The organism is uncultured Sphingomonas sp., assembly GCF_913062585.1.
Taxonomy (GTDB): domain Bacteria; phylum Pseudomonadota; class Alphaproteobacteria; order Sphingomonadales; family Sphingomonadaceae; genus Sphingomonas.
In genome coordinates, this window is sequence record NZ_CAJXWX010000011.1 from 28,196 (window position 1) to 50,544 (window position 22,349).

Here is a 22,349-nt window from a genome sequence, read left to right on the forward strand (position 1 = left end):
CGGACTGCCACCTCCCCTTGCAGGGGAGGAAGAAGGTAGGATCACGTCACCACATCGGGTTCGGTGCGCCCGGTGTGCTGGGTGATCCCGGCGATCTCGTCTGCCGCCGCGATGATGTCGGCGAGCATCTCGGGCGTCTCGCGGTCGAGTTCGTCGTCCGAGTAGCGCTCCAGATACACCCGCAGGGTCGCGCCGCTGGTGCCGGTGCCCGACAGGCGGAACACGACGCGGCTGCCGCCCACGAACAGCACGCGAATGCCCTGGTTGCGGCTGACCGACTGGTCAGTCGGGTCGGTATAGGCGAAGTCGTCCGCCGTCTCGACCGTCAGCCCGGCGAACGTTTCGCCCGGCAGGGTCGGCAGCTTGGCGCGCAGGTCCGCCATCAGCGCATCGGCGCGCTCGCTCTCGACGCCCTCATAGTCATGACGCGCATAGTAATTGCGGCCATAAGTCGCCCAGTGATCGCGCGCGATCTGGTCGACCGACTTGCCCGAGGCGGCGAGGATGTTGAGCCAGAGCAGCACCGCCCACAGCCCGTCCTTCTCACGCACATGGTCCGAGCCCGTCCCTGCGCTCTCCTCGCCGCAGATGGTCGCCATCCCGGCATCAAGCAGATTACCGAAGAACTTCCATCCGGTCGGCGTTTCGTACGCCGGGATGCCCAACTTCTCGGCCACGCGGTCGGCGGCGGCGCTGGTCGGCATGGAACGCGCGATGCCCTTCAGGCCACCGGCATAAGCGGGCGCCAGATGCGCATTCGCCGCCAGCATCGCCAGGCTGTCCGAGGGCGTGACGAAGCGCCCGCGCCCGATGATCAGGTTACGGTCGCCGTCCCCGTCCGACGCCGCACCGAAATCGGGCGCGTCGGGGGCCATCATCCGGTCGTACAGCTCTTTCGCATGGACCAGATTGGGGTCGGGATGATGCCCGCCGAAATCGGGGAACGGGGTGCCGTTGCGGACCGTGCCCTTGGCAAAGCCCAGCCGGTTCTCCAGGATTTCGGTCGCATACGGCCCGGTCACCGCGCTCATCGCGTCGAACGACATGGTGAAGCCGCCCTCGACCGCTGCTCGAATCGCGGCGAAGTCGAACAGGCTTTCCATGAGTGCGGCATAGTCGGTGACCGAATCGATCACTTCGACGGTCATGCCGCCCACCGTCACCTCGCCCAGCGTATCGAGGTCGATGTCGTCCGCCTCGACCGTCAGCCAGCGGCTGATCGTCTTGGTGTTGGCATGGATCGCGTCGGTCACCTTTTCAGGCGCGGGGCCGCCATTCGCGATATTGTATTTGATGCCGAAGTCTTCGTCCGGCCCGCCGGGATTGTGGCTGGCGGACAGGACCAGCCCGCCCAGCGCCTTACGTTGACGGATCACGTTGCTCGCCGCCGGGGTCGACAATATGCCGCCCTGGCCGACGACCACGCGCGCAAAGCCGTTCGCCGCCGCCATGCGGATCGCGACTTGGATCACCTCTCGGTTCAGGAAGCGGCCGTCGCCGCCGATCACCAGCGTCTGGCCGATCTTCTCGTCACCTAGCGCGTCGAACACCGACTGGAGGAAATTCTCGGCATAGTTGGGCTGCTGAAAGACCCGGACCTTCTTGCGCAGGCCGGATGTGCCCGGCTTCTGGTCGAGATAGGGCTCGGTCGCGACGGTCTTGATCATGGGTTCCCCAGCACGGATCGATAGAGTTCGGCATAGTGGCGGCCGCTATGGTGCCAGCTATAGTCGGCATTCATGCCATTGACCTGCATGGTCCGCCATTGGTCTTGATCGGCATATAGTCTCATAGTGCGACGCAGCACCGCGACGATATTGTCGGTGGTGACATTGTCGAATTGCAGCCCGGTGGGCACGCCCATGGCAAGCGCGGCCTCGTTGGCGTCGATGATCGTGTCGGCCAGTCCGCCGGTGCGGGCTACTACGGGGACGCAGCCATAGGCCAGGCCGTAAAGCTGGGTAAGGCCGCACGGCTCGAACCGCGAGGGGATCAGGATCGCGTCGCACCCGCCCTGAAGCAGATGGGACACCGGCTCGTCATAGCCGATCCGCACCGCGACCCGGCCGGGATGGCGCAGCGCGGCCGTGGCGAAGGCGATCTCCAGCGCCGGGTCGCCCGTGCCCAGCACGATCAGCCGTCCACCCAGCGCGACCAGATCGTCCACCACCTCGACCAGCACGTCCATGCCCTTTTGCCAGGTCAGGCGGCTGATGACGGTGAAGATCGGGCTATCATCCTCGTCCAGCCCGAACGCCTTTTCGACCGCGCGCTTGTTGGCGATACGATCGTCCAGTGTCTCGACGGAGAAGGGGACGGGCAGGGCGGCATCGGCCCCGGGGCTCCAGATGGCCGGGTCGATGCCGTTGACGATGCCGCTGACGCACTCGGCGCGGGCGGCGATCAGGCCCTCCAGCCCCATGCCATACTGCGCGCGGTGGATTTCCTCGGCATAGGTGGGGCTGACCGTAGTGATCGCGTCGGCGGTGCGCAGGCCGGCCTTCAGATAGCCGATCTGGCCATAATATTCGACGCCGTCGACCGACCAAGCCTCCGCCGGCAGTCCCAGATCGGGGAAGTGGTGCGCCGCGAACGAGCCCTGAAAGGCGATATTGTGAATGGTGACGATGCTCTTGGCGACCTTGCCCGGGCCGGGGGCATAATGGAGGAAGGCGGGAGCGAGCGCTGCCTGCCAGTCATGCGCGTGGAGCAGGTCGAAATCATAACCCGGCACCGCGCCAGAGGCGAGGTCCGCGCCTGCCCGCGCCAGCACGGCGAAGCGCCGCCAATTGTCGGGCCAGTCGTTCCCGGCATTGTCGACATAGGGAAGCCCCTCGCGCGCCCAAAGCTGCGGCGCCTCGATCACCAGCAGCCGGTGGGTGCCGATCATCGCCTCGCGCAGCCAGGCCTCGGTGCCGATGATGTGCGTCCAGTGATGGACGCGCGGCGCGTCCTCGCCGATCGCGCGCATGACCTTCGGAAAGCCGGGGATCAGCGTGGTGACGGCGATGTCGTGCGGCGCCAGCGCCTCGGGCAGCGCGCCGACCACATCGGCCAGGCCGCCGGTCTTGATGAGTGGGAACGCCTCCGAGGCGACCGACAGGACGGAAAGGGTCATGGGGACTTTCAGTTGGCCAGACGGTCGATCATCGGCTGTGTGATCAGGCAGATGCCCTTATCGGTGCGGCGGAACCGGTGCCCGTCGAGCACCGGGTCTTCGCCGACCACCAGCCCGTCGGGAATCTTGACGCCGCGATCCAGGATCACGCGCCGCAACTGCGCGCCGCGTCCGATCTGGCAGAAGGGCAGGACGACGGCCTCGTTCAGCGAGGCATAGCTATGCGTGCGCACGCCGGTCGACAGCAGCGAGCGGTTGATCGATGATCCCGACACGATGCAGTCGCCCGCGATCAGGCTGGCCACCGCCGACCCGCGCCGTCCCTCGACATCATGGACGAACTTGGCCGGCGGCGTGATCTCGGCATAGGTCCAGAGCGGCCAGCTGCGGTCGTACAGGTCGAGCTGCGGCACCACGTCGGTCAGGTCCAGGCTCGCCTCCCAATAGGCGTCGACCGTGCCGACGTCGCGCCAATAGGCGCCAGGCTCGTCATGCGAGCGCACGCAACTGGCGGAGAAACGGTGCGCCTGGGCTTTGCCGTGTTCGACCAGATAGGGGATGATGTCCTTGCCGAAATCGCGGGCGGAGCCGGGCGTCTCGGCATCGCGGCGCAGCTGTTCGAACAGGAAGGCGGTGCGGAAGACATAGATGCCGAGCGACGCCAGAGACACGTCCTGATTGCCGGGGATGGAGGGCGGATCGGCGGGCTTTTCGACGAAATCGACGATGCGGTCGGTCTCGTCGACATGCATCACGCCGAAGGCGCTGGCCTCGGCGCGGGTGACCTCCAGACAGGCGACGGTGACGTCGGCGCCGCTATCGACATGCTGCTGGAGCATCAGCTCATAGTCCATCTTGTAGACATGGTCGCCCGCCAGGATGACCATGAATTCGGGCGCATAGCTCTCGATGATGTCGATATTCTGAAAGACCGCATCGGCGGTGCCCTCATACCATTGAAATTCGCTGATCCGCTGGCTGGCGGGCAGGATGTCAAAGCTTTCGTTGCGTTCGTCGCGCAGGAAGTTCCAGCCGCGCTGAAGATGCCGGATCAGCGAGTGGGCCTTATACTGGGTCGCCACGCCGATGCGGCGGATGCCGGAATTGATCGCGTTGGACAAAGCGAAGTCGATGATCCGCGCCTTGCCGCCGAAATAGACGGCGGGCTTGGCGCGGGTATCGGTCAGTTCCATCAGCCGACTGCCACGGCCGCCCGCCAGCACATAGGCCATGGCATCGCGCGCCAGCGGTTGTCCGCGCCTCAGGTCCATCGTCCGTCTCCTGTCCGTGTGTTAGTATCACAACGCGCCGGCCACGCGTTGATATTCGTGAAAAGGTCTAAATCTGGATCATCCGTCGAACCGCAGGATGACGGTGGCGAGCGGCGGCAGGGTGATCCAGGCCGCACCGTCGCTGGCATCCACGCCCCCCATATTGCCCAGCCCCGATCCCCAATATTGGGCCGCGTCGGAGTTCAGCACCTCGGTCCAACGGCCGTCATGGGGCAGCGGCAGGCGATAGGGCGCGCGGGCGACCGGCGTCATGTTGGCGATCACCGCGACCGGCTTCTCGCCCGGCGCCTTGCGCAGCCAGGCGAAGACCGAATGCGCGCTGTCATCCGCGACCAGCCATTCGAAGCCCTCGCGCTCGCAGTCGCGGGCATGGAGCGCGGGCGTGTCGCGGTAGAGATGGTTGAGATCGCGGACCAGCGAGCGCACACCCTCATGCGCATGGCTGCACCGCAGATGCCAGTCGAGCGGGCGATCTTCGGACCATTCCTCGCGCTGGGCGAATTCCTGGCCCATGAACAGCAGCTTCTTGCCCGGATAGGCCCACATAAAGGCGTAATAGGCGCGCAGATTGGCGAATTTCTGCCAGTCGTCGCCCGCCATCTTGGTGAGGAGACTGCCCTTGCCGTGAACGACCTCGTCATGGCTGAGCGGCAGGACGAAATTCTCGTCAAAGGCGTAATGGAGGCCGAACAGGATCTCGCCATGATGGTGCCGCCGATGCACCGGCTCGCGCGCCATATATTGGAGCGTGTCGTGCATGAAGCCCATGTTCCACTTGAACCCGAAGCCCAGCCCGCCGTCATGCGCAGGGGCCGAGACGCCGGGCCAGGCGGTCGATTCCTCGGCGACGGTGAAGACGCCGGGATGCTGGCCGTATACCTGCCGGTTGACCTGGCGGAGAAACTCGACCGCTTCCCAATTCTCGCGGCCGCCCTGTTCGTTGGGCACCCACTCGCCGTCCTTGCGGCTGTAATCGCGGTACAGCATCGAGGCGACGGCATCCACGCGAAGCCCGTCGATATGGTAACGCTCGGGCCAGAAGAGCGCATTGTTGACGAGGAAGCTCGCCACTTCGCGCCGCCCGAAATTATAGATGGCGGTGTTCCAGTCGGGATGGAAACCCTGGCGCGGATCCTCATGCTCATAGAGCGCGGTGCCATCGAAATGCGACAGGCCATGCGCGTCAGTGGGGAAGTGGGCTGGCACCCAGTCGAGGATCACGCCCACCCCGGCGCGGTGCGCACCATCGACGAAACGCGAAAACCCCTCCACATCGCCGAACCGCGCGGATGGGGCATAGAGACCCGTCGTCTGATAGCCCCAGCTGGGGTCGTAAGGATGCTCGGAAATGGGCAGGAATTCGATATGGGTGAAGCCCATCTCGACCACATAGGGGATCAGCCGCTCGGCCAGCGCGTCCCAACTGAGATACCAGCCATTCTCGTCGCGGTCCCAGGACCCGGCATGAACCTCATAGATGCTGATCGGGACGCGACGCGGATCGACGCCCGCCCAATGTTCGCGGTGCGCCTTGTCGTGCCAGCGATGCGCGGGGGGAGCGGTGGTGATCGAGGCGGTCTTGGGGCGAAGTTCGGCGGCAAAGGCGAACGGGTCGGCCTTCATCGGCTGTTCCGCACCATGCGGGCCGGTGATGGCGAACTTGTACGCTCGGCCCTCGCCGATATCGGGGATGAAGATTTCCCAGACGCCGACATCGAGGCGGCGGCGCATGACGTGGCGGCCGGGGTTCCAGTCGTTGAAGTCGCCGACCAGCGCCACCCGCTCGGCATTGGGGGCCCAGACGGCGAAGTGCACGCCCGCCACGCCCTGATGCTCGATCAGGTGCGCGCCCATCTTGTCGTACAGGCGGAAGTGATTGCCTTCGCCCATCAGGAAATCATCGACCGGCCCCAGCACGGGCCCGAAACTATAGGGATCGGTGATCCACCATTCCGCGCCATGCCCCTGTGCACGGTATTTGACCGGCTGGGCAGGGCCCTCGACCGCACCCTCGAACAGCCCGCGCGGATCGACCTGGTCCAGCGTGCCCAGTTCGGTGCCGCTCAGGTCGAAGGCGGTGATCGTCTCCGCCCCCGGCACCAAGGCCCGCAAAAACGTGCCGCCCGGGCCCTGATGCGGCCCCAGCAACGCGAACGGATCGGCGTTGCGGCCTTCGATCAGGGCTTCCAAGGCGGCACGGGGTGGCTTCACATCACGTTCCAGATTTCCTCGGCATATTGCCGGATGGTGCGATCGGAGGAGAACCATCCGACTTTCGCGACATTGTGGATGGCCGAGGTCGCCCAGCCCGCCTGATCCTGCCAACGGGCATCGACGCTGCGCTGCGCAGCGGTGTAGGCGTCGAAATCGGCGGCGACCATGAACCAGTCGCTGTCATACAGCCCGCCCATCAATCCCGCATAACGACCGGGATCGTCGGGCGAGAACACGCCTGAGGCGATGGCGGAGACGGCCTGGCGCAGTTCCGGGCTACCCTCGATCACCGCGCGGGGATTGTATCCGTCGCGGCGCTGGGCGGCGACCTCGTCGGCGGTCAGGCCGAAGATGACGATATGCTCGTCGCCGACATGCTCCTTGATCTCGACATTGGCGCCGTCGAGCGTGCCGATGGTCAGCGCGCCGTTGAGCGCGAACTTCATATTGCCGGTGCCCGACGCCTCCATGCCCGCGGTCGAAATCTGTTCGGACAGGTCGGCGGCGGGGATGATCTTCTCGGCCAGGCTGACATTGTAGTTCGGCACGAAGCCGACCTTCAGCAGATGGCCGACGCTGGGGTCCGAATTGACCCGGCGGGCGACGTCATTGGCCAGTTTGATGATCAGCTTGGCATTGTGATAGCTCGACGCCGCTTTCCCGGCGAACAGCTTGACGCGCGGGGTCCAGTCGCGCTCGGGGTGGCTGCGGATCTGATCGTAGAGCGCCACCGTCTCGATGATGTTGAGCAGCTGGCGTTTATATTCGTGGATGCGTTTGATCTGGACGTCGAACAACGCATCCGGGTCTATGCGCAGCCCACTCGATTCCCGGAGATAATTTGCCAGCCCCACCTTGTTGGAACGTTTGATTGCCAGAAAGCGTTCCCTGAAATTCGCGTCCTGCGCAAAATCCGTGAGCGCTATCAATTTTTCCGCGTCATCCTCGAACGCCGGTCCGATCGCCTCGCGGATCAGCGCGGTTAGCTGTGGATTGCATTGCTGCAACCAGCGGCGCGGGGTGATGCCGTTGGTCTTGTTGTTGATCCGCGTCGGATAGAGGTGATGGAGGTCGGCAAAGACCGTCTTCTTCATCAGCTCGGTATGAAGCGCCGCCACGCCGTTGACGCTGTGGCTGCCCGCAAAGGCCAGGTTCGCCATGCGCACCCGCCGCTCGCCGCCCTCGTCGATCAGGCTGATCGCGGCGATGGCGCGGTCGTCCACACCCGCCATGCCCCGCGCCTCGCGCAACAGCTTGGCGTTGATCGCATAGATCAGCTGCATGTGGCGCGGCAGCAACCGCTCGAACAGGTGCAGCGGCCAGCTTTCCAGCGCCTCGGGCAACAGGGTGTGGTTGGTATAGCCGAAGGTGCGGCGGGTGATGTCCCACGCCTCGTCGAAGCCCAGATCGTGATGATCGATCAGCAACCGCATCAGCTCGGCGACCGACACCGCCGGATGGGTGTCGTTCAGCTGGATCGCCGCCTTGTCGGGCAGGGTGCGGATATCCTTGAAATACTGGACATGCCGCCGGACGATGTCCTGGATCGAGGCCGAGGAGAAGAAATATTCCTGCCGCAGCCGCAGCTCCTGCCCCGCGGGCGAGCTGTCCGACGGATAGAGGACGCGGACCAGCGTCTCGGCCGCCAGCTGTCCCGCCAGCGCGCCGCTATAGTCGCCCGCATTGAACCGATCGAGCCGGATCTCGTCGATCGCCTGCGCGGTCCATAGCCGCAGCGTGTTGACCCGCTTGCCGCGCCAGCCGACCACGGGGGTGTCGAACGCCACCGCCTCGACCGCCTCGGCGGGCTTCCAGTGGACCGCGCCGCTCTCGGTCCCGATCACCTCTCCGCCGAAGCCGACGAAATAGGCGCTCTCGCGGCGCTCGAATTCCCAGGGATTGCCGTGGCTGAGCCAGGTCTCGGGCAGCTCGACCTGCCAGCCATCGTCGATCCGCTGGCGGAACATGCCGTTCACATAGCGGATGCCATAGCCGTAAGCGGGCAGGTCGAGACTGGCCAAGCTCTCCATGAAGCACGCCGCCAGCCGTCCCAGGCCGCCATTGCCCAGTGCGGCGTCGGGTTCGATCTCCTCCAGCTCGGCAAGGTCGACGCCCAGCGCCTGGAGCGCACCGGCCACCTGCGCCATCACCCCCATGTTCGACAGCGCATCGCGCAGCAGCCGGCCGATCAGGAACTCCAGGCTGAGATAATAGACCCGCTTGGCGCCCGCCGCATGGGCTTCGCGGGTGGAGGCCATCCAGCGTTCGATGATGTCGTTGCGGACGGTCAGGATGGTGGCGGCCAGCCAGTCGTGCGGCCGCGCATTGGCGGCATCCTTGCCGATCCGGTGCACCAGCGTGTCGACAATGGCGTCGGCCAGCGGTCCGGTGTCGTCGACGTGCAAAGTGGTGATGGTGGTCGTCATCGATTCGGCGATCCCTGTGTCCCAGTTCTCGCCAGCTTAATCGCGTGCGATCCGAAGTCACGCGCCAACATCTCGCAATGGCGAAGACGCTCAGCCCCTCGTGATGCCCCAGAGTAGGGTCAGATTAAGGCCGATAATGATGGCCGCAATAAACCAGGCTAGGATTCGCAGCCAGACCGGGCTGGCGAATGGCCCCATCATGCCCTTGTTCGCGGTGAAGCGGACCAGCGGCACCACCGCGAAGGGCAGTTGCAGGCTGAGGATCACCTGGCTGAGGACGAGCAGCTTGGTCGCGCCCGCCTGTCCGCTGGCCCCCACGACCAGCACGGCGGGCACGATGGCGAGGCCGCGGGTGATCAGCCGCCGGAGCCAGGGCGCCAGGCGCAGGTCGAGGAAACCCTCCATCACGATCTGCCCGGCGAGCGTCCCCGTGACGGTCGAATTCTGACCCGAGGCGAGCAGCGCCACGCCGAACACCACGCTCGCCGCGCCCGCGCCCAGCATCGGGGCGAGCAGGCGGTAAGCCTGGTCGATCTCCGCGACGTCTGTGCGGCCCGCGACATGGAAGGTGGCGGCGGCGACGATCAAGATCGCGGCGTTGATGAAGAAGGCGAAGAACAGCGCGACGGTACTGTCGATCGTCGCCATCCGGATCGCATCGCGCTTGCCCTCGGTCGTCAGGCCGAACGCACGGGTCTGTACCACCGAGGAGTGCAGATAGAGGTTATGCGGCATCACCGTCGCGCCCAGGATGCCGATCGCGATGTAGAGCATCGCCGGGTCGGTCAGGATGCGGGTGGTGGGCACGAACCCGGCCATCACCGCGCCCGGATCGGGGCGCGAGGCGATCAGCTCATAGAGGAAACAGCCGCCGATGATGAGGAGGAGCGCGATGATGAATGCCTCGACCTTCCGGAACCCGTAACGCTGGAGCGCCAGGATCAGGAAGACGTCGAACCCGGTGATGAGGACGCCCCAGACGAGCGGCAGGTCGAACAGCAGTTGCAGCGCGATGGCGGTGCCCAGCACTTCGGCCAGATCGCAGGCGATGATCGCGATCTCGCAGAGCAGCCAGAGGATGCGCGAGACGGGTTTGGAATAGGCTGCCCGGCACGCCTGCGCCAGGTCAAGCCCGGCGGCGATGCCGAGGCGCGCCGACAAGGCCTGAAGGATCATCGCCATGATGTTGGACAGCAGGATGACCGAGAGCAGCGCATAGCCATAGGCCGATCCGCCCGCGATGTCGGTCGCCCAGTTGCCCGGATCCATATAGCCGACCGCGACCAGATAGCCCGGCCCGGCAAAGGCGAACAGCCGCCGCAGGAAGGACGCGCCCTCCGGAATGACGATCGAACGATGGCTTTCGGCTAGCGAGCGGGTGGCGGGCGTGGCTACGGTCATCGGCCTGAAGATGTGACGGAGTTTCCGAGAACCGACAACCCGCCAAAGCGTTGCGCTGGGTCAAGTTTAAGCGGGGCAATTCCTCCCCTGCAAGGGGAGGTGGCAGGGCGAAGCCCTGACGGAGGGGTGTCCCGCTCTCGATAGGTTGTCACCCCTCCGACGCGCTGCGCGCCACCTCCCCTTGCAGGGGAGGAATCAGAGGGACGAGCCCACCACTGCGCAGGCCAGCGCCATCAGCAATCCTGCGAACCGATTGGACCGGAACCGGTACAGCGCCCCCGCACCATCTTCGGGCGTCAGCGTCACCACCTGCCACCCCAGATGCAGCGCGATCGGCACCAGCGCCGCGACCGCCAGCGGGTCCGGCCGCACCAGCCAGATCGCCCCTGCCCAGCACAGCACCGCCACAAGGTAAAACGCTCCCACGCCCGGCTTCACATGCGCGCCCATGCGCAGCGCCGAGGAGCGCACCCCGATCAGCGCATCGTCCTCGCGGTCCTGAAGCGCATAGATGGTGTCATAGCCGATCACCCAGGCGATCGACCCGGCATAGAGCAGCCAGAGCGGCGCGGAGAGCGCCCCCGCCACCTCCGCCCAGCCGACCAAAGCGGCCCAGCTGAACACCATGCCCAGCCAGGCCTGCGGCCACCAGGTGATCCGCTTCATGAAGGGATAGGCGGCGACCGGCGCCAGGCTCGCCACCGCGACGATGGCAGCCAGCGCGCGCAACTGGACGAGGACGACCAGCCCGATCAGGCACAGCGCGACCAGCCAGATCGCCGCCAGCTTGACAGAGACGAGGCCCGAAGGGATCGGCCGCGCCCGCGTCCGTGCGACCTTGGCATCCAGATCGCGGTCGACGATGTCGTTGAAGACGCACCCTGCGCCGCGCATCGCGATCGACCCCAGCAGGAACCACAGGATCAGCGGCCAGCGATCCGGCAGGCCCCCCGCCAGCGCGATCGCCCAGACGCCGGGCCAGAAGAGCAGCCACCAGCCGATCGGCCGGTCGAACCGCGCCAGCAGCGCCAGCCCCCGCAGCCGGGGCGGCAGCCGCCCGACCAGTCCCTTATGCTCGCTATCGGGTACGATCTCGATGGTGCTGGGCTCGATGGTCATGGCAAGGGGGCCTATGGCCGCGACCCGTGGCGCGCAAGGGCGTTCGACGCTATCGTCGTGCCCGTGTCCTCCCGCGATAGCCTTGCCTCATGATCGGCCTGTCGGTCGCGGTCGGCCGTTTCGTCGAGGCGCTGTTCTGGGCGATCCTGCGCGTCGCCGGGATGGTCGGCGGCGTGGTGCTGGTCGCGGCGCTGGCACTGGGCCTGGCCTGGTGGCTGATCCGGCGGCGTCGGCGCGGTTAGGGATCAGGCCGCGACCGTCGCCTGACCGGAACGGATGATGTTGAGATTATACTGCGCCAGGAAGCTGCCGCGTCCGGTGACGCTGCCCTCCAGATCGGGGCGCTCGCCGATGGTGAGGCAGTTTTCCCATGCCCCCTCCGCCAGAGGCAGCCAATGGTCGAGCGCACGGTGCGGCTCGGCCAGCGCCGCCTCCAGGAACAGGTCGCCCAGCGCGAAGAAATAGTCGGGGGACTCCGGCCAGTTCGCCATTTCGCTTTCGTTCATCGTCAGCGCCTCTTGCAGGCGCCCGGTCTTGGTGAACGCGTGCAAGGCGTTGATGACCAGATCGTGCCGCCAGTTCGCGTCCAGCGGCGTGGCGGCGAGCGCTTGGGCATAATGGTCGCAAGCGGACAGGAGGTCGCCCCGCATCTGCGCGTCCTTGCCCAATTGATAGGTCAGGTATGCGTCGTCGGGCCGGTCGGCCAGCTCGGCGAGCAGCAGCAGCCAGTGGCGGTCCATCTTGCGCGCGAGCTGCGGCGCGAGGTCGCCGTCATGCCCGATATCGAGCGCAATGCGATGGCGGGGCAAGGCGGAGGCGACCTGTTCGCGCACGCGCCCTTCATAGCGGACGCCGCGCGGCAGCAGGCGCGTCATCCATGTCCGCTGCACGGTGCCGGTGTCCGCCTCGCTGTGGACGCACGGTGCTCCCAGCCGGTCACCGGCGGTCGCACACCATTCGCGGATGGCGGCACCGTCGCCGATGATCCATTCATCGGCGTCGATGACCAGGTTCCATTCCGCATCGGCCAGCGTCAGGGCGTGATTGCGTGCGATGGCGAAGCTTTCGGGCCAGGGCAGATGATGCACCTCGGCCCCCAGCTCTTGCGCGATCGCGACCGTATCGTCCGTCGATCCGGTGTCGAGCACGACGATCCGGTCGACCCAGGGCGACACGCTGTTCAGGCAGCGGGCGATGGAGCGGGCCTCGTCGCGGACGATCAGGACGGCGGCAATGTCGGACGGGGTCCGTGTCACGGGCATGACTTTCGATACGTGCCAAGGCCGGGTGCGATGGCTCGCCGCCTCTTAGATCGCATCATGGTTATGAAAGTCTAAACGCGCGGCTATTTCGCCAGGCGGCCATCCTCCAGCGCGGCCATGTCAAAGGGGAAGAGCGTTTCGGGGTCCGGCGCGTCCACCCCATCGGCGATGGCGGCCGGGGCGATGGCGTGCAGGATGTGGCGGATGATCGCGATACGCGCGTCCTTCTTGTCGTCGGCGCGCACGACATGCCACGGCGCGAAGGGGGTGTGGGTGCGGGTCAGCATCGTGTCGCGTGCCGCCGAATATTCGGCCCATTTGGCCTGCGCGACCTTGTCCATGTCGGACACCTTCAGCGCCTTCAGCGGATCGGTCCGCCTGTCCTCCAGCCGCTTTTCCTGTTCCTTCTTGGTGATGTCGAGCCAGATCTTGACCAGCCTGATGCCGCTTTCGACCAGCATCCGCTCGAAATCGGGGGCGTCGCGCAGGAACGCTTCCTGTTCGGTGGCGGTGGAGAAGCCCATCACCACCTCTACCCCTGCGCGGTTGTACCAGCTGCGGTTGAAGATCACGATCTCGCCTGCGGCAGGCAGATGGCTGGCGTAGCGCTGGAAATACCATTGCGTCCGTTCGCGGTCGGACGGCTTGGGCAGGGCGACCACGCGGGTGGCGCGGACGGAGAGATGCTCGGTGATCCGCTTGATCGTGCCGTCCTTGCCCGCCCCGTCGCGCCCCTCCAGCACGATGACGACCCGCTCGTCGGAGCCCATCATCGCCATCTGGGTGCGAACCAGCGCCAGTTGCAGCGATTCGAGTTCTTCCTGGTAATGCTTGCCCATTCGTGCCTCCTTTGCGTGAAGAAACACCCGAAACCGCAAAAGTGGCAAGCGTCGCGCGACCCGTGTAAGCGGGGCCCATGCCCGCTACCCCCGCCTGGCCGCCGCAATCCACGCCCCGCCTGTTCGTCGACCAGCCGCTCGCTGAGGGGCCGATCCGCATCGACGGCCCCGCCGCGCATTATCTGGTGTCCGTCATGCGCACCAAGGTCGGCGATCCGGTCAAGCTGTTCGACGACCGCACCGGCGAATGGCTGGGCGTCGCGGCCTCGGTCGGCAAGCGCGACCTGACGCTGGACGTGACCCAGTTACTGCGTGAGCGCGAGGCGGTGCCCGATCTGTGGCTGTGCGCCGCGCCGCTCAAGAAGGGGCGGGTCGACTGGCTTGCCGAAAAGGCGTGCGAGCTGGGCGTGGCGCGGCTGGTGCCCGTCGTCACCCGCCGCACCGTGGTCGACAAGCCCAATACCGAGCGATTGCGCGCCCATATGATCGAGGCGGCCGAGCAATGCGGGCGCACCGCCTTGCCCGAGGTCGCCGAGCCGGTGAAGCTGCCCGCGCTGCTCCGCGACTGGCCCGAGGGGCGCGCACTGTTCTTCGCCGACGAGACGGGCGGCGTCCCCGCGCTGGAGGCGATGCGGGCGCACCAGGGCCCGGCGGCGATCCTGATCGGCCCCGAAGGCGGCTTCGACACGGAAGAGCGCGAGGCGATCCGCGCGCACCCCTCCGCCATCGGCATCGGCCTGGGGCCCCGCATCCTGCGCGCCGACACGGCGGCGGCGGCGGCGGTGTCGCTGTGGATGGCGGCGGCGGGCGATTGGCGTTGATTCACCCTATGGCGTGACGCCGCGCGCCCGCGTAAGGCGCGGTTCATGAGCACCAAGACCGCGAGCACCGCCAAGGGCGCCATCATCGAGTCCCGCGATCAGCTGATCGCAAGCTTCGCGCGGGGAGAAAAGCCCCGCGACCGCTGGCGGATCGGCACCGAGCACGAGAAGTTCGTCTATGCGCTCGGCGACCATCATGCGCCGTCCTATGACGAAGCCTCGGGCATTCGCGCGCTTTTGGGCGAGCTGGAGCAATATGGCTGGGCCCCGGTGCTGGAGGGCGGCAACGTCATCGCGCTGAGCGGCGCGGACGGCTCGATCAGCCTGGAGCCCGCCGGCCAGTTCGAGCTGTCGGGCGCGCCGCTCGACAATCTGCACCAGACCTGTGCCGAAACCGGGCGTCACCTGACCCAGGTGAAGGCGGCGGGCGACAAGCTGGGCCTCGGCTTCCTGGGCCTGGGCATGTGGCCGGACAAGACCCGCGCCGAGCTGCCCATCATGCCCAAGGGGCGCTATGCGATCATGCTGCGCCACATGCCGCGCGTCGGCTCGCTGGGGCTCGACATGATGCTGCGGACGTCCACGATCCAGGTGAATCTGGACTATGCGTCCGAGGCGGACATGGTGAAGAAGTTCCGGGTCGGCCTGGCGCTCCAGCCGCTGGCGACCGCGCTGTTCGCCAATTCGCCCTTCACCGAAGGCAAACCCAACGGCAAGCTGTCCTTCCGCAGCCATATCTGGTCGGACACCGACCCGGCGCGCACTGGCATGTTGCCCTTCGTGTTCGAGGACGGCTTCGGGTACGAGCGCTATGCCGACTATGCGCTCGATGTGCCGATGTACTTCGTCTATCGCGACGGCAAATATATCGACGCGGCGGGGCTGTCCTTCCGCGATTTCCTGAAGGGCGAACTGTCGGTCCTGCCGGGCGAGTTGCCGACGATCGACGACTGGAACGACCATCTGTCGACCGCTTTCCCTGAGGTTCGGCTGAAGACCTTCCTGGAGATGCGCGGCGCCGATGGCGGTCCGTGGAACCGCATTTGCGCACTGCCCGCGCTGTGGGTCGGATTGCTGTACGACGATGCGGCGCTCGATGCCGCCTGGGATCTGGTCAAGGGCTGGTCGCTGGACGAGCGGCAGGCGCTTCGCGACTCGGTGCCCGAACTGGCGCTCGACGCGCCGCTGCCGGGTGGTGGCCGCCTGCGCGATATTGCGGGCGAAGTGCTCGACATCGCCCATGCGGGACTGGCGGCGCGCGCGCGGGTGAACGGGGCGGGGGATAACGAGACCGGCTTCCTCGACCCGCTGCGTGAGATCGTGCGTTCGGGCAAGGTGCCCGCGCAGGTGCTGCTCGACCGCTATCATGGCGAGTGGGGTGGGGACATCTCGCGGGTTTATGAGGAAGCGAGCTTCTGATGACGGGCTTCGCGCTCTGGATGATCGCAGCCGTCGGGGCTTCGGTATTTTGTCTGGTGCGTGGTGTTCTGGATTGTCGGCGTGGGCATTATGTCTGGGGAGTGCTCGGGATCGCCAGTAGTCTGGTCTTCATGCTCACGCCGATACCAACCCATGCGGTGAAGGTTGATCTTCCCGTCAACAGCCGCTGACGGATCAACGCCAGCCTGTATTCAATGTCGCGGCGTGGGCTTCGACTTCGCTCAGCCTGAACGGGCCGCGAGGCGAAACCTCCGTTCAGCCTGAGCGAAGTCGAAGGCCAAGGGCTTACCCCCGCCCCAGAACCCAGCGGAAAAAGCGCGGCACCGCTCCATAGCGCGCCATCCAGTCATAATAGTCCCGGTACGCCGGATCGGCCGACAAATGCCGCTCCTCGGTCCTGGCCCGCCAATAATAGATGCCATTGACCACGCCCAGCAGCAGGCAACTGCGCGCGGCATCCACCCATGTTCCCGTCGACAGGATCGGGATCGTCGCGATCCACCAGAAGATGTTCTTCGACAGATAGGCCGGGTGCCGCGACACTGCATAAGGCCCGTGGGTCAGGATGCCCCGGTGCGTCAGGTTGGAAAAGCGGATGCCGAACGCCACGGTCGACCAGGCATAGATGGCGGTCAGCCCGACCAGCACCGCCCCGATCGTCGACAGGATCACGGGATGCCCCGCGAACCAATAGCTCCACTCGGCCGTCCCCGGCCGATAGTTGAGCGGGCCGTTGTCCCCCATCAGGATCGTCGGCGGATAGCAGATCAGCGCCGCCGCCCAGGCCGCCGCATAAGGATTGGCCGAGCGGATATGCGCATCGAGCGGCCGCATGGTCAGCAGATAGCCGACCGTCGCAAAGGCCACGTCGATCAGGAACATCAGCGTGATCAGCCAGTTGGCCAGCGCCACCGGATCGTGCAGCACGACCGATAGGTCGCCGCGCACGAACAGGCCGAACCCGCCCGGCACCACGCCCAGCATGAAGGGCAGGAAGAACGCCTTCACCGCCCAGGCGCGCAAATGGGCATAGATGGCCTCGGGCTCGACCCCCTTCTGCCCGGTCAGCCACGCCCCCAGCATCCACGTGCCGTCCCTCGGCTCGACCAAGCGCCGGTCGAGCCAGATCACATAGGGGATCGAAAACAGGAACAGCGCGGGCGCCATCCAGCCCAGGCACTGCATCGCGAACAGGAAGAAGCCCTGCCAATAAAAGCGCCCGGTCGCGAAGATCAGCGCGATCAGCGCGAAGGTCGCCCATAGCCCGGCCAGCTTGGTCAGGCTGATGTCCAGCGTGTCGCGCAAGGGGCGGGGATGCGCCCAGTCGATGCCGGTCGAGGCATGGCGGTGCACCTTGTCGACCAGGATCGACCAGAGCAGCATCGGCACGCCCGCGCAGAGCAGATGGACCAGCGCCGCATAGGGCCCGTCGAGATGCCTCCACCAGGCAAAGCCGAGCCAGCCGAGCGAACCCGCCAGGCCCGCCAGCCCGACGCCATGACTGACGGCAGAGGCGGGGCGCGGCGGTCGCGCCGAGGGGTGAGGGAGATCGGCCATGGGATGCGGGGCTTAGCGCAATTCGGTAAGCAAGGCGTTAGGCCGGACATCTATTCTTCCCTCGCCCCTCTCTGAGGGGAGAGGGTTGCGCAGACTTGGTCTTTGCGCAGCAAAGGCTTAGTCGGAGCTGGGTGAGGGGTGGGCGCTCGGGGACCGAGCGCGCGAGCCAAAGGCTCGCTCAACCCCTCACCCAAGCTGCGCTAGCCAGCACGCTGGCAAGCTTCGCTAACCCTCTCCCCTGTCCAGGGGAGAGGGAAGGGACAAGCGCCATGAATGTCGATCGGCCCCAGGGCCTATCACAATCCTACCCGCGAGCGGGGAAGACCATGGGTCACTCCGCCGCCAGAATCCCCTGAATCTCTTCTTCGCTAATCCCGAACGCGGCGGCTAGGCCGCCGGTCGACGCGCCGCGCTTGGCCAGTTCGCGGATCCGCCCCTCGTCGACCACCGTCGTATAGCCGCGCGTGTCGCGCTGCTCGCGCACCACGTCCTTGCGACCGGAGGTGCGGTGGCGCTTCGCGGCGGCGGCGTGCGGGTCTTTTTCGGCGGCGGCGATTTCGGCCTCGCGCCGGGCGGTGCGTTCGGCTTCGCGGGCCGCCATGTCCCGCTCGCGATTGGCGGCGCGCGCTTCCAGCCGGCTGGCCATCAGCGATTCGCGCTCGCTGGCCCGTGCCTCGCGCGCCTTGGCACGGGCCGCGGCGCGCTCCTCCAGGCTGTCATTGGTGCGGACGCGCAAGCCGCCTTTGGCGGGCGTCACGCCCCAGCTGTCATCGACCAATTCCGCCTCCATCCGCTGCAAGGCGGTCGTCTATAGCGGCGGCACGGGCCAGGGCCAGCGGGATTGCCGAAAGGATTGATCGCATGGCGAGGCAACAAGTGGGCGATCCGCAGGTTATTGATCCAGACTATAAATCCGGGAGGCCGCGATGAACCCTATGCTCGACCCCGACCTGATCGAATATATGGACGACCAGACGTTACTGGCCGCCTATGCGCTGGCGACCGGGGCCGCCGATCGCGACGATATCGCCACGATCAGCGCCGAGCTCGCCCGCCGCAACCTGGCCCCGCCACCGCCCCTGTCTGGTGTGGTCGGGCGTGCCGACTTGCGAGCCGCATCGTTCCACGCCTGAGGGGTTTTCCGCTTACTGGCGGATATACCGGAAATACCACACCTCATGCCCTTGACGCCGGGCCTTGCGTTCGTAGCGCGTCTCGGGCCAGTCGGCGGGGCGGGTCAGGAAGTCGGTCGGGGTCTCTGCCTGCCAGACGAAATCCTGCCGCGCGTTCATGATCATCATCGACCAGTGGCAATAGGTCGGATCGTCCGTGCCCAGGCGAAACTCGCCGCCCGACTTCAGCTTGCGCGCGATGGTGTCGAGCGGGCCGTGGTTCATCATCCGCCGCTTGGCATGGCGCGCCTTGGGCCAGGGATCGGGGTGGAGCAGATAGACGCGGTCGAGGCTCGCATCGGACAGCCGCTCGATCACCTCCAGCGCGTCACCCATGTGCAGCCGGACATTGGCGAGGTCGCGGTCGCGGATATGGCCCAGCGCGCCGACCACGCCGTTCAGGAAGGGCTCGCAGCCGATAAAGCCGGTGCCGGGTGTCGCCTCGGCCTGGCCCGCCAGATGCTCGCCTGCGCCGAAGCCGATCTCGACCTGGAGCGGACGATCGTCGCCGAACAGCCGCGTCGCATCCAGCGGCCCGTCTTCGGGCACGCTGAGCGCCGGCAGCATGTCCTCGACCAAAGCGGCCTGGCCTTGGCGCAGCTTATGCCCCTGTCGCCGACCATAGAGGCGGCGGATCGTCGTCGGATCGTTCATCGCGCGCCCTTAGCGCGGGGAAGGGGCGGGAGCCAAGAGCGCGTGCGCGCGTTGCTGGCGGGGAATGGATCAGGATGACAGCAAAGCCGAAGGCAAGGCGCAGAAAGCCGCCGATGCCAAGGACCTCCACCGTGCGGTGCGCGAGGCGGGGGAGAGCGAACTCGACCGCCCCGCAGGCGCGTTGTTCTGGTCGGGGCTGGCGGCGGGAATCGCGATCCACAGCTCGCTGATCGCCGAGGGCGCGCTGCATGCGGGTTTGCCCGAGGCATCGTGGCGCGAGCTGGTCACGGCGCTCGGTTATCCGGTCGGGTTCCTCGTGGTGATCCTGGGGCGGATGCAGTTGTTCACCGAAAGCACGATCACCGCGATGCTGCCGCTGGTGACCAGGCCATCGGGCTGGGCGTTGCAACGGACGCTGCGGCTGTGGGGGATCGTGCTCTTCGCCAATCTGATCGGCACCGCGCTCGCCGCCGGGATGGTCGCGGGCGGGGCGCTGGGGAATCCTGAGATTCGCGAGGCGATGATCGCGGTGTCGGCGGGCATTCTGGACCTGAACGGGTGGCAGACGTTCATCAACGCCATCCCCGCCGGTTTCCTGATCGCGGTGGTCGCCTGGATCTTGCCCAACGGCCGGACCCAGGCCTTCTGGATCATCCTGGCGATCACCTATGTCATCGCCATTGCGGGATTTAGTCATTCGATCGTCGGCGCGGACGAGACCTTCCTGTTGCTTTTCACGGGGAAGGTCACGATCGAACAAGCCGTGTTCGGGCTGATGCTCCCGGCGATACTCGGCAATCTGGTCGGCGGCGCGGGGCTGTTCACCTTGCTCGCGCATGGCCAAGTGCAGGGCGAGACGCGGGAATAGGCGCTATTTCGGTCGTGGCCCCGGAGAGATCCGGTTGCCTTGCACGATCCAGAAACTTTTGTCTTTGGTGAGGACGAAGACAGGCGAGGCCAGGCTGTAGGATGCGAAGACGTGGATTTCGGTCGGGACCGGGTCCATCAGATGGGTGATGAAAAGCCCGGCTTCCTTCCCGTCCTTTTTGACGTCGGGTTTGGGCAAATTCAGGCAGCTGAGACTGAAGGCCCGCGTGCTGACGATCTTGCCATCGGGCGCGATGACGATGCGGTAATTGCCGCCCATCATATAGCTGTCGTTCGTCACCTGTGGCGTCAGCAGATAGACGGTTACCGGCCCGCCATCGGCCGAGGGAATGACGACGCTATTGAATGGGGCCGGGGTGCATGGGCGATAGCCTTGCGTCTCGGCAGTGGTGCTGGCGATTTCGCGGGCACGGGCGAGGATCATCTGTGCGGGCGTCAGCGGTTCCGGCTTGGCGAGGATTTGATGCCGGACGACCTTGCCGCCACGCACGTCGGCGACGAAGAAGGCGCGGGCCGTCGTCGCTTGCCCCTTGAAATAGGTTGCGCGCAGCGTGTCGCGGTCGAGCGGTTCGATGACATAGCCGCCCGCACCCGTCAGCTGATCCCTGGGCACATCCTCCAGCAGCGAGTCGGTGCTGACCCAGGCCGCCCGGTCGAAGGCGTAGATCATCGCGCCATAAGCGGAGGCGTCGGCGATGCGTTGCTGGTCCGAGCGTTCGTCTTGGATCACGGCCGTGGCCGGACTCGCCACGGCCAGGATCGCGGCCATCCCGATCATTTGCATCGCATACCTCCCCCAGGTCGCGGGGCGCAGGCTGACGCGGGTCGGGCCGTTGGGCAAGCCATGCCCACAAAGAAAAAGGCCCGTGCGAATGTCTCCGCACGGGCCTTTTCTCAGCAACGGTCGCGTGCCGGATCAGGCGGCGACGGCGGCCTTGATCTGGTCGACCAGGTCGGTCTTTTCCCAGGTGAACAGCGCGCCTTCGGCCTCACGACCGAAGTGACCATAAGCGGCGGTCTTGGAATAGATCGGCGCGTTGAGCTTCAGATGCTCGCGAATGCCCTTGGGCGTCAGGCGGACCAGCTTGGGCAGCGCAGCCTCAAGCTTGGCTTCCTCGACGGTGCCGGTGCCATGCAGGTCGACATAGACCGACAGCGGCTCGGCGACGCCGATCGCGTAGGACAGCTGGATGGTGCAGCGCTTGGCCAGGCCCGCCGCAACGACGTTCTTGGCGAGGTAGCGCGCGACGTAAGCCGCCGAACGGTCGACCTTGGTCGGGTCCTTGCCGCTGAACGCGCCGCCGCCATGCGGTGCCGCGCCGCCATAGGTGTCGACGATGATCTTGCGGCCGGTCAGGCCGGCATCACCGTCCGGGCCACCGATCTCGAACAGGCCGGTCGGGTTGACGTAAATCTGCTTGTCGTCCGGCAGCCAGCCCTCGGGCAGGATGTCGGTCAGCACCGACTTTACATAGTCGCGAAGCTTGGCCTGGCCGGCCTCGTTCGACAGCTCGGCCGAGTGCTGGGTCGACACGACGATCGCGGTCGCGCGGACCGGCAGGCCGTTCTCGTACTGCAGCGTGACCTGGCTCTTGGCGTCGGGCTCCAGGAAGGGGGCCGCGCCGGAGTGGCGGTCGGCCGCCATCTTTTCCAGGATCTTGTGGCTGTAATAGAGGGTCGCGGGCATCAGGCCGGGCGTCTCGTCGGTCGCATAACCGAACATGATGCCCTGGTCGCCGGCGCCTTCGTCCTTGTTGCCGCTCTCGTCCACGCCCATCGCGATATGCGCCGACTGGCCGTGCAGGTTGTTCGAGAAGTCGAAATGCTGCCAGTGGAAGCCCGACTGCTCGTAACCGATCCGCTTGACGGTATCGCGGACGGTCCGCTCGATCTCCTCCAGCGCGCCCTCGGCCCACTGGTTATTCTCGAACACGCCCTTGCAGCGGATTTCACCCGCCAGCACGACCTTGTTGGTGGTGGTCAGGGTCTCGCACGCGATGCGCGCTTCGGAGTCCTTGGACAGGAACAGGTCGACGATCGCGTCGCTGATCTGGTCGGCGACCTTGTCGGGGTGACCTTCGGAAACCGATTCCGAGGTAAAGATGTACGAGTTCCGCATTCCCGTCCTCATAAGGATATAAAGATA

Annotated in this window: 20 protein-coding genes; 6 read left to right on the forward strand and 14 right to left on the reverse strand. The window is 66.2% G+C overall.

The genetic code is table 11. The features are described 5' to 3' along the window. Positions 1-41: 41 nt before the first annotated feature. The 7 genes from QZ546_RS09180 to ubiA all read right to left on the reverse strand — a co-directional run bounded on the left by QZ546_RS09180 (position 42) and on the right by ubiA (position 11,570). A complete protein-coding gene (locus QZ546_RS09180) occupies positions 42-1,667 on the reverse strand; it encodes an alpha-D-glucose phosphate-specific phosphoglucomutase (protein WP_294236373.1) in 1,626 nt (541 codons plus the stop codon). Next, a complete protein-coding gene (gene glgA, locus QZ546_RS09185; protein WP_294236375.1) occupies positions 1,664-3,118 on the reverse strand; it encodes a glycogen synthase GlgA in 1,455 nt (484 codons plus the stop codon). Before glgA ends, QZ546_RS09180 begins: the two co-directional genes overlap by 4 nt. 8 nt (positions 3,119-3,126) lie before the next feature. Next, positions 3,127-4,389, reverse strand: coding sequence for a glucose-1-phosphate adenylyltransferase (glgC, locus tag QZ546_RS09190; RefSeq protein WP_294236377.1), 1,263 nt, complete (start codon positions 4,387-4,389; stop codon positions 3,127-3,129). A gap of 78 nt (positions 4,390-4,467) precedes the next feature. Next, positions 4,468-6,621, reverse strand: a complete 2,154-nt coding sequence (gene glgB / locus QZ546_RS09195; protein ID WP_294236379.1) for a 1,4-alpha-glucan branching protein GlgB — start codon at positions 6,619-6,621, stop codon at positions 4,468-4,470. Further along, on the reverse strand, positions 6,618-9,050 hold the full coding sequence (locus QZ546_RS09200) for a glycogen/starch/alpha-glucan phosphorylase (RefSeq protein WP_294236381.1): 2,433 nt from the start codon (positions 9,048-9,050) through the stop codon (positions 6,618-6,620). Before QZ546_RS09200 ends, glgB begins: the two co-directional genes overlap by 4 nt. 90 nt (positions 9,051-9,140) lie before the next feature. After that, positions 9,141-10,451, reverse strand: a complete 1,311-nt coding sequence (locus QZ546_RS09205) for an Nramp family divalent metal transporter (protein ID WP_294236384.1) — start codon at positions 10,449-10,451, stop codon at positions 9,141-9,143. A gap of 195 nt (positions 10,452-10,646) precedes the next feature. After that, positions 10,647-11,570 (reverse strand): 4-hydroxybenzoate octaprenyltransferase, encoded by a 924-nt coding sequence (gene ubiA / locus QZ546_RS09210; RefSeq protein WP_294236386.1) that lies wholly within the window; start codon positions 11,568-11,570, stop codon positions 10,647-10,649. 89 nt (positions 11,571-11,659) lie between these two features. Here ubiA and QZ546_RS09215 point away from each other — a divergent pair, with 89 nt between their 5' ends. Further along, positions 11,660-11,812 carry a hypothetical protein gene (locus tag QZ546_RS09215; protein ID WP_294236389.1) on the forward strand — a complete coding sequence of 51 codons (153 nt, stop codon included), beginning with the start codon at positions 11,660-11,662 and terminating at the stop codon, positions 11,810-11,812. A 3-nt stretch (positions 11,813-11,815) separates the two neighbouring features. Here the strand turns inward: QZ546_RS09215 and QZ546_RS09220 are convergent, their stop codons facing one another. Both QZ546_RS09220 and ppk2 read right to left on the reverse strand, forming a co-directional pair. Continuing rightward, positions 11,816-12,832: a glycosyltransferase family 2 protein gene (locus QZ546_RS09220; RefSeq protein WP_294236391.1), complete on the reverse strand. Its 1,017-nt coding sequence runs from the start codon at positions 12,830-12,832 to the stop codon at positions 11,816-11,818. Positions 12,833-12,915: 83 nt separating this feature from the next. Continuing rightward, positions 12,916-13,671: a polyphosphate kinase 2 gene (ppk2, locus tag QZ546_RS09225; protein ID WP_294236393.1), complete on the reverse strand. Its 756-nt coding sequence runs from the start codon at positions 13,669-13,671 to the stop codon at positions 12,916-12,918. A 77-nt stretch (positions 13,672-13,748) separates the two neighbouring features. Between ppk2 and QZ546_RS09230 the strand changes: the two genes are divergently transcribed. From QZ546_RS09230 to QZ546_RS09240, 3 genes are read left to right on the forward strand one after another with little or no spacing between them, the layout of a single operon-like run. Further along, the gene (locus QZ546_RS09230) at positions 13,749-14,492 is read left to right on the forward strand and encodes a 16S rRNA (uracil(1498)-N(3))-methyltransferase (protein ID WP_294236395.1); all 744 of its coding nucleotides are present in this window, start codon (positions 13,749-13,751) and stop codon (positions 14,490-14,492) included. Between the two features lie 45 nt (positions 14,493-14,537). Next, positions 14,538-15,911, forward strand: coding sequence for a glutamate--cysteine ligase (locus QZ546_RS09235; protein WP_294236397.1), 1,374 nt, complete (start codon positions 14,538-14,540; stop codon positions 15,909-15,911). Then, on the forward strand, positions 15,911-16,102 hold the full coding sequence (locus QZ546_RS09240; RefSeq protein WP_294236398.1) for a hypothetical protein: 192 nt from the start codon (positions 15,911-15,913) through the stop codon (positions 16,100-16,102). The genes QZ546_RS09235 and QZ546_RS09240 overlap by 1 nt, the downstream gene beginning before the upstream one ends. Before the next feature lie 115 nt (positions 16,103-16,217). On the opposite strand, the gene QZ546_RS09245 is transcribed toward QZ546_RS09240, so the two are convergent. Together QZ546_RS09245 and QZ546_RS09250 are read right to left on the reverse strand one after the other, a co-directional pair. Continuing rightward, entirely contained in the window at positions 16,218-17,489 is a 1,272-nt protein-coding gene (locus tag QZ546_RS09245) for an isoprenylcysteine carboxylmethyltransferase family protein (protein ID WP_294236400.1), read from the reverse strand. 331 nt (positions 17,490-17,820) lie between these two features. After that, complete coding sequence (locus QZ546_RS09250; protein WP_294236517.1) at positions 17,821-18,279, reverse strand: hypothetical protein; 459 nt, start codon at positions 18,277-18,279, stop codon at positions 17,821-17,823. 136 nt (positions 18,280-18,415) lie between these two features. On the opposite strand from QZ546_RS09250, the gene QZ546_RS09255 reads away from it, so the two are divergent. Continuing rightward, positions 18,416-18,622 (forward strand): hypothetical protein, encoded by a 207-nt coding sequence (locus tag QZ546_RS09255; RefSeq protein WP_294236402.1) that lies wholly within the window; start codon positions 18,416-18,418, stop codon positions 18,620-18,622. Positions 18,623-18,634: 12 nt separating this feature from the next. Here QZ546_RS09255 and trmB read toward each other — a convergent pair whose 3' ends face one another. Further along, positions 18,635-19,315, reverse strand: a complete 681-nt coding sequence (gene trmB, locus QZ546_RS09260) for a tRNA (guanosine(46)-N7)-methyltransferase TrmB (protein WP_294236405.1) — start codon at positions 19,313-19,315, stop codon at positions 18,635-18,637. Between the two features lie 64 nt (positions 19,316-19,379). Between trmB and QZ546_RS09265 the strand changes: the two genes are divergently transcribed. Next, complete coding sequence (locus QZ546_RS09265) at positions 19,380-20,183, forward strand: formate/nitrite transporter family protein (RefSeq protein ID WP_294236407.1); 804 nt, start codon at positions 19,380-19,382, stop codon at positions 20,181-20,183. A 3-nt stretch (positions 20,184-20,186) separates the two neighbouring features. On the opposite strand, the gene QZ546_RS09270 is transcribed toward QZ546_RS09265, so the two are convergent. After that, positions 20,187-20,981 (reverse strand): hypothetical protein, encoded by a 795-nt coding sequence (locus tag QZ546_RS09270; RefSeq protein ID WP_294236409.1) that lies wholly within the window; start codon positions 20,979-20,981, stop codon positions 20,187-20,189. Between the two features lie 138 nt (positions 20,982-21,119). Beyond that, positions 21,120-22,322, reverse strand: a complete 1,203-nt coding sequence (gene metK / locus QZ546_RS09275; RefSeq protein ID WP_294236410.1) for a methionine adenosyltransferase — start codon at positions 22,320-22,322, stop codon at positions 21,120-21,122. Positions 22,323-22,349: the final 27 nt, after the last annotated feature.

Excerpts from the sequence above, each read along its gene's own strand:
- QZ546_RS09180 (WP_294236373.1), bottom strand. The coding sequence starts at position 1,667 with ATGATCAAGACCGTCGCGACCGAGCCCTATCTCGACCAGAAGCCGGGC.
- glgA (WP_294236375.1), bottom strand. The coding sequence starts at position 3,118 with ATGACCCTTTCCGTCCTGTCGGTCGCCTCGGAGGCGTTCCCACTCATC.
- glgC (WP_294236377.1), bottom strand. The coding sequence starts at position 4,389 with ATGGACCTGAGGCGCGGACAACCGCTGGCGCGCGATGCCATGGCCTAT.
- QZ546_RS09200 (WP_294236381.1), bottom strand. The coding sequence starts at position 9,050 with ATGACGACCACCATCACCACTTTGCACGTCGACGACACCGGACCGCTG.
- QZ546_RS09205 (WP_294236384.1), bottom strand. The coding sequence starts at position 10,451 with ATGACCGTAGCCACGCCCGCCACCCGCTCGCTAGCCGAAAGCCATCGT.
- ubiA (WP_294236386.1), bottom strand. The coding sequence starts at position 11,570 with ATGACCATCGAGCCCAGCACCATCGAGATCGTACCCGATAGCGAGCAT.
- QZ546_RS09215 (WP_294236389.1), top strand. The coding sequence starts at position 11,660 with ATGATCGGCCTGTCGGTCGCGGTCGGCCGTTTCGTCGAGGCGCTGTTC.
- QZ546_RS09220 (WP_294236391.1), bottom strand. The coding sequence starts at position 12,832 with ATGCCCGTGACACGGACCCCGTCCGACATTGCCGCCGTCCTGATCGTC.
- ppk2 (WP_294236393.1), bottom strand. The coding sequence starts at position 13,671 with ATGGGCAAGCATTACCAGGAAGAACTCGAATCGCTGCAACTGGCGCTG.
- QZ546_RS09230 (WP_294236395.1), top strand. The coding sequence starts at position 13,749 with ATGCCCGCTACCCCCGCCTGGCCGCCGCAATCCACGCCCCGCCTGTTC.
- QZ546_RS09235 (WP_294236397.1), top strand. The coding sequence starts at position 14,538 with ATGAGCACCAAGACCGCGAGCACCGCCAAGGGCGCCATCATCGAGTCC.
- QZ546_RS09240 (WP_294236398.1), top strand. The coding sequence starts at position 15,911 with ATGACGGGCTTCGCGCTCTGGATGATCGCAGCCGTCGGGGCTTCGGTA.
- QZ546_RS09245 (WP_294236400.1), bottom strand. The coding sequence starts at position 17,489 with ATGGCCGATCTCCCTCACCCCTCGGCGCGACCGCCGCGCCCCGCCTCT.
- QZ546_RS09250 (WP_294236517.1), bottom strand. The coding sequence starts at position 18,279 with ATGGAGGCGGAATTGGTCGATGACAGCTGGGGCGTGACGCCCGCCAAA.
- QZ546_RS09255 (WP_294236402.1), top strand. The coding sequence starts at position 18,416 with ATGAACCCTATGCTCGACCCCGACCTGATCGAATATATGGACGACCAG.
- trmB (WP_294236405.1), bottom strand. The coding sequence starts at position 19,315 with ATGAACGATCCGACGACGATCCGCCGCCTCTATGGTCGGCGACAGGGG.
- QZ546_RS09265 (WP_294236407.1), top strand. The coding sequence starts at position 19,380 with ATGGATCAGGATGACAGCAAAGCCGAAGGCAAGGCGCAGAAAGCCGCC.
- QZ546_RS09270 (WP_294236409.1), bottom strand. The coding sequence starts at position 20,981 with ATGATCGGGATGGCCGCGATCCTGGCCGTGGCGAGTCCGGCCACGGCC.
- metK (WP_294236410.1), bottom strand. The coding sequence starts at position 22,322 with ATGCGGAACTCGTACATCTTTACCTCGGAATCGGTTTCCGAAGGTCAC.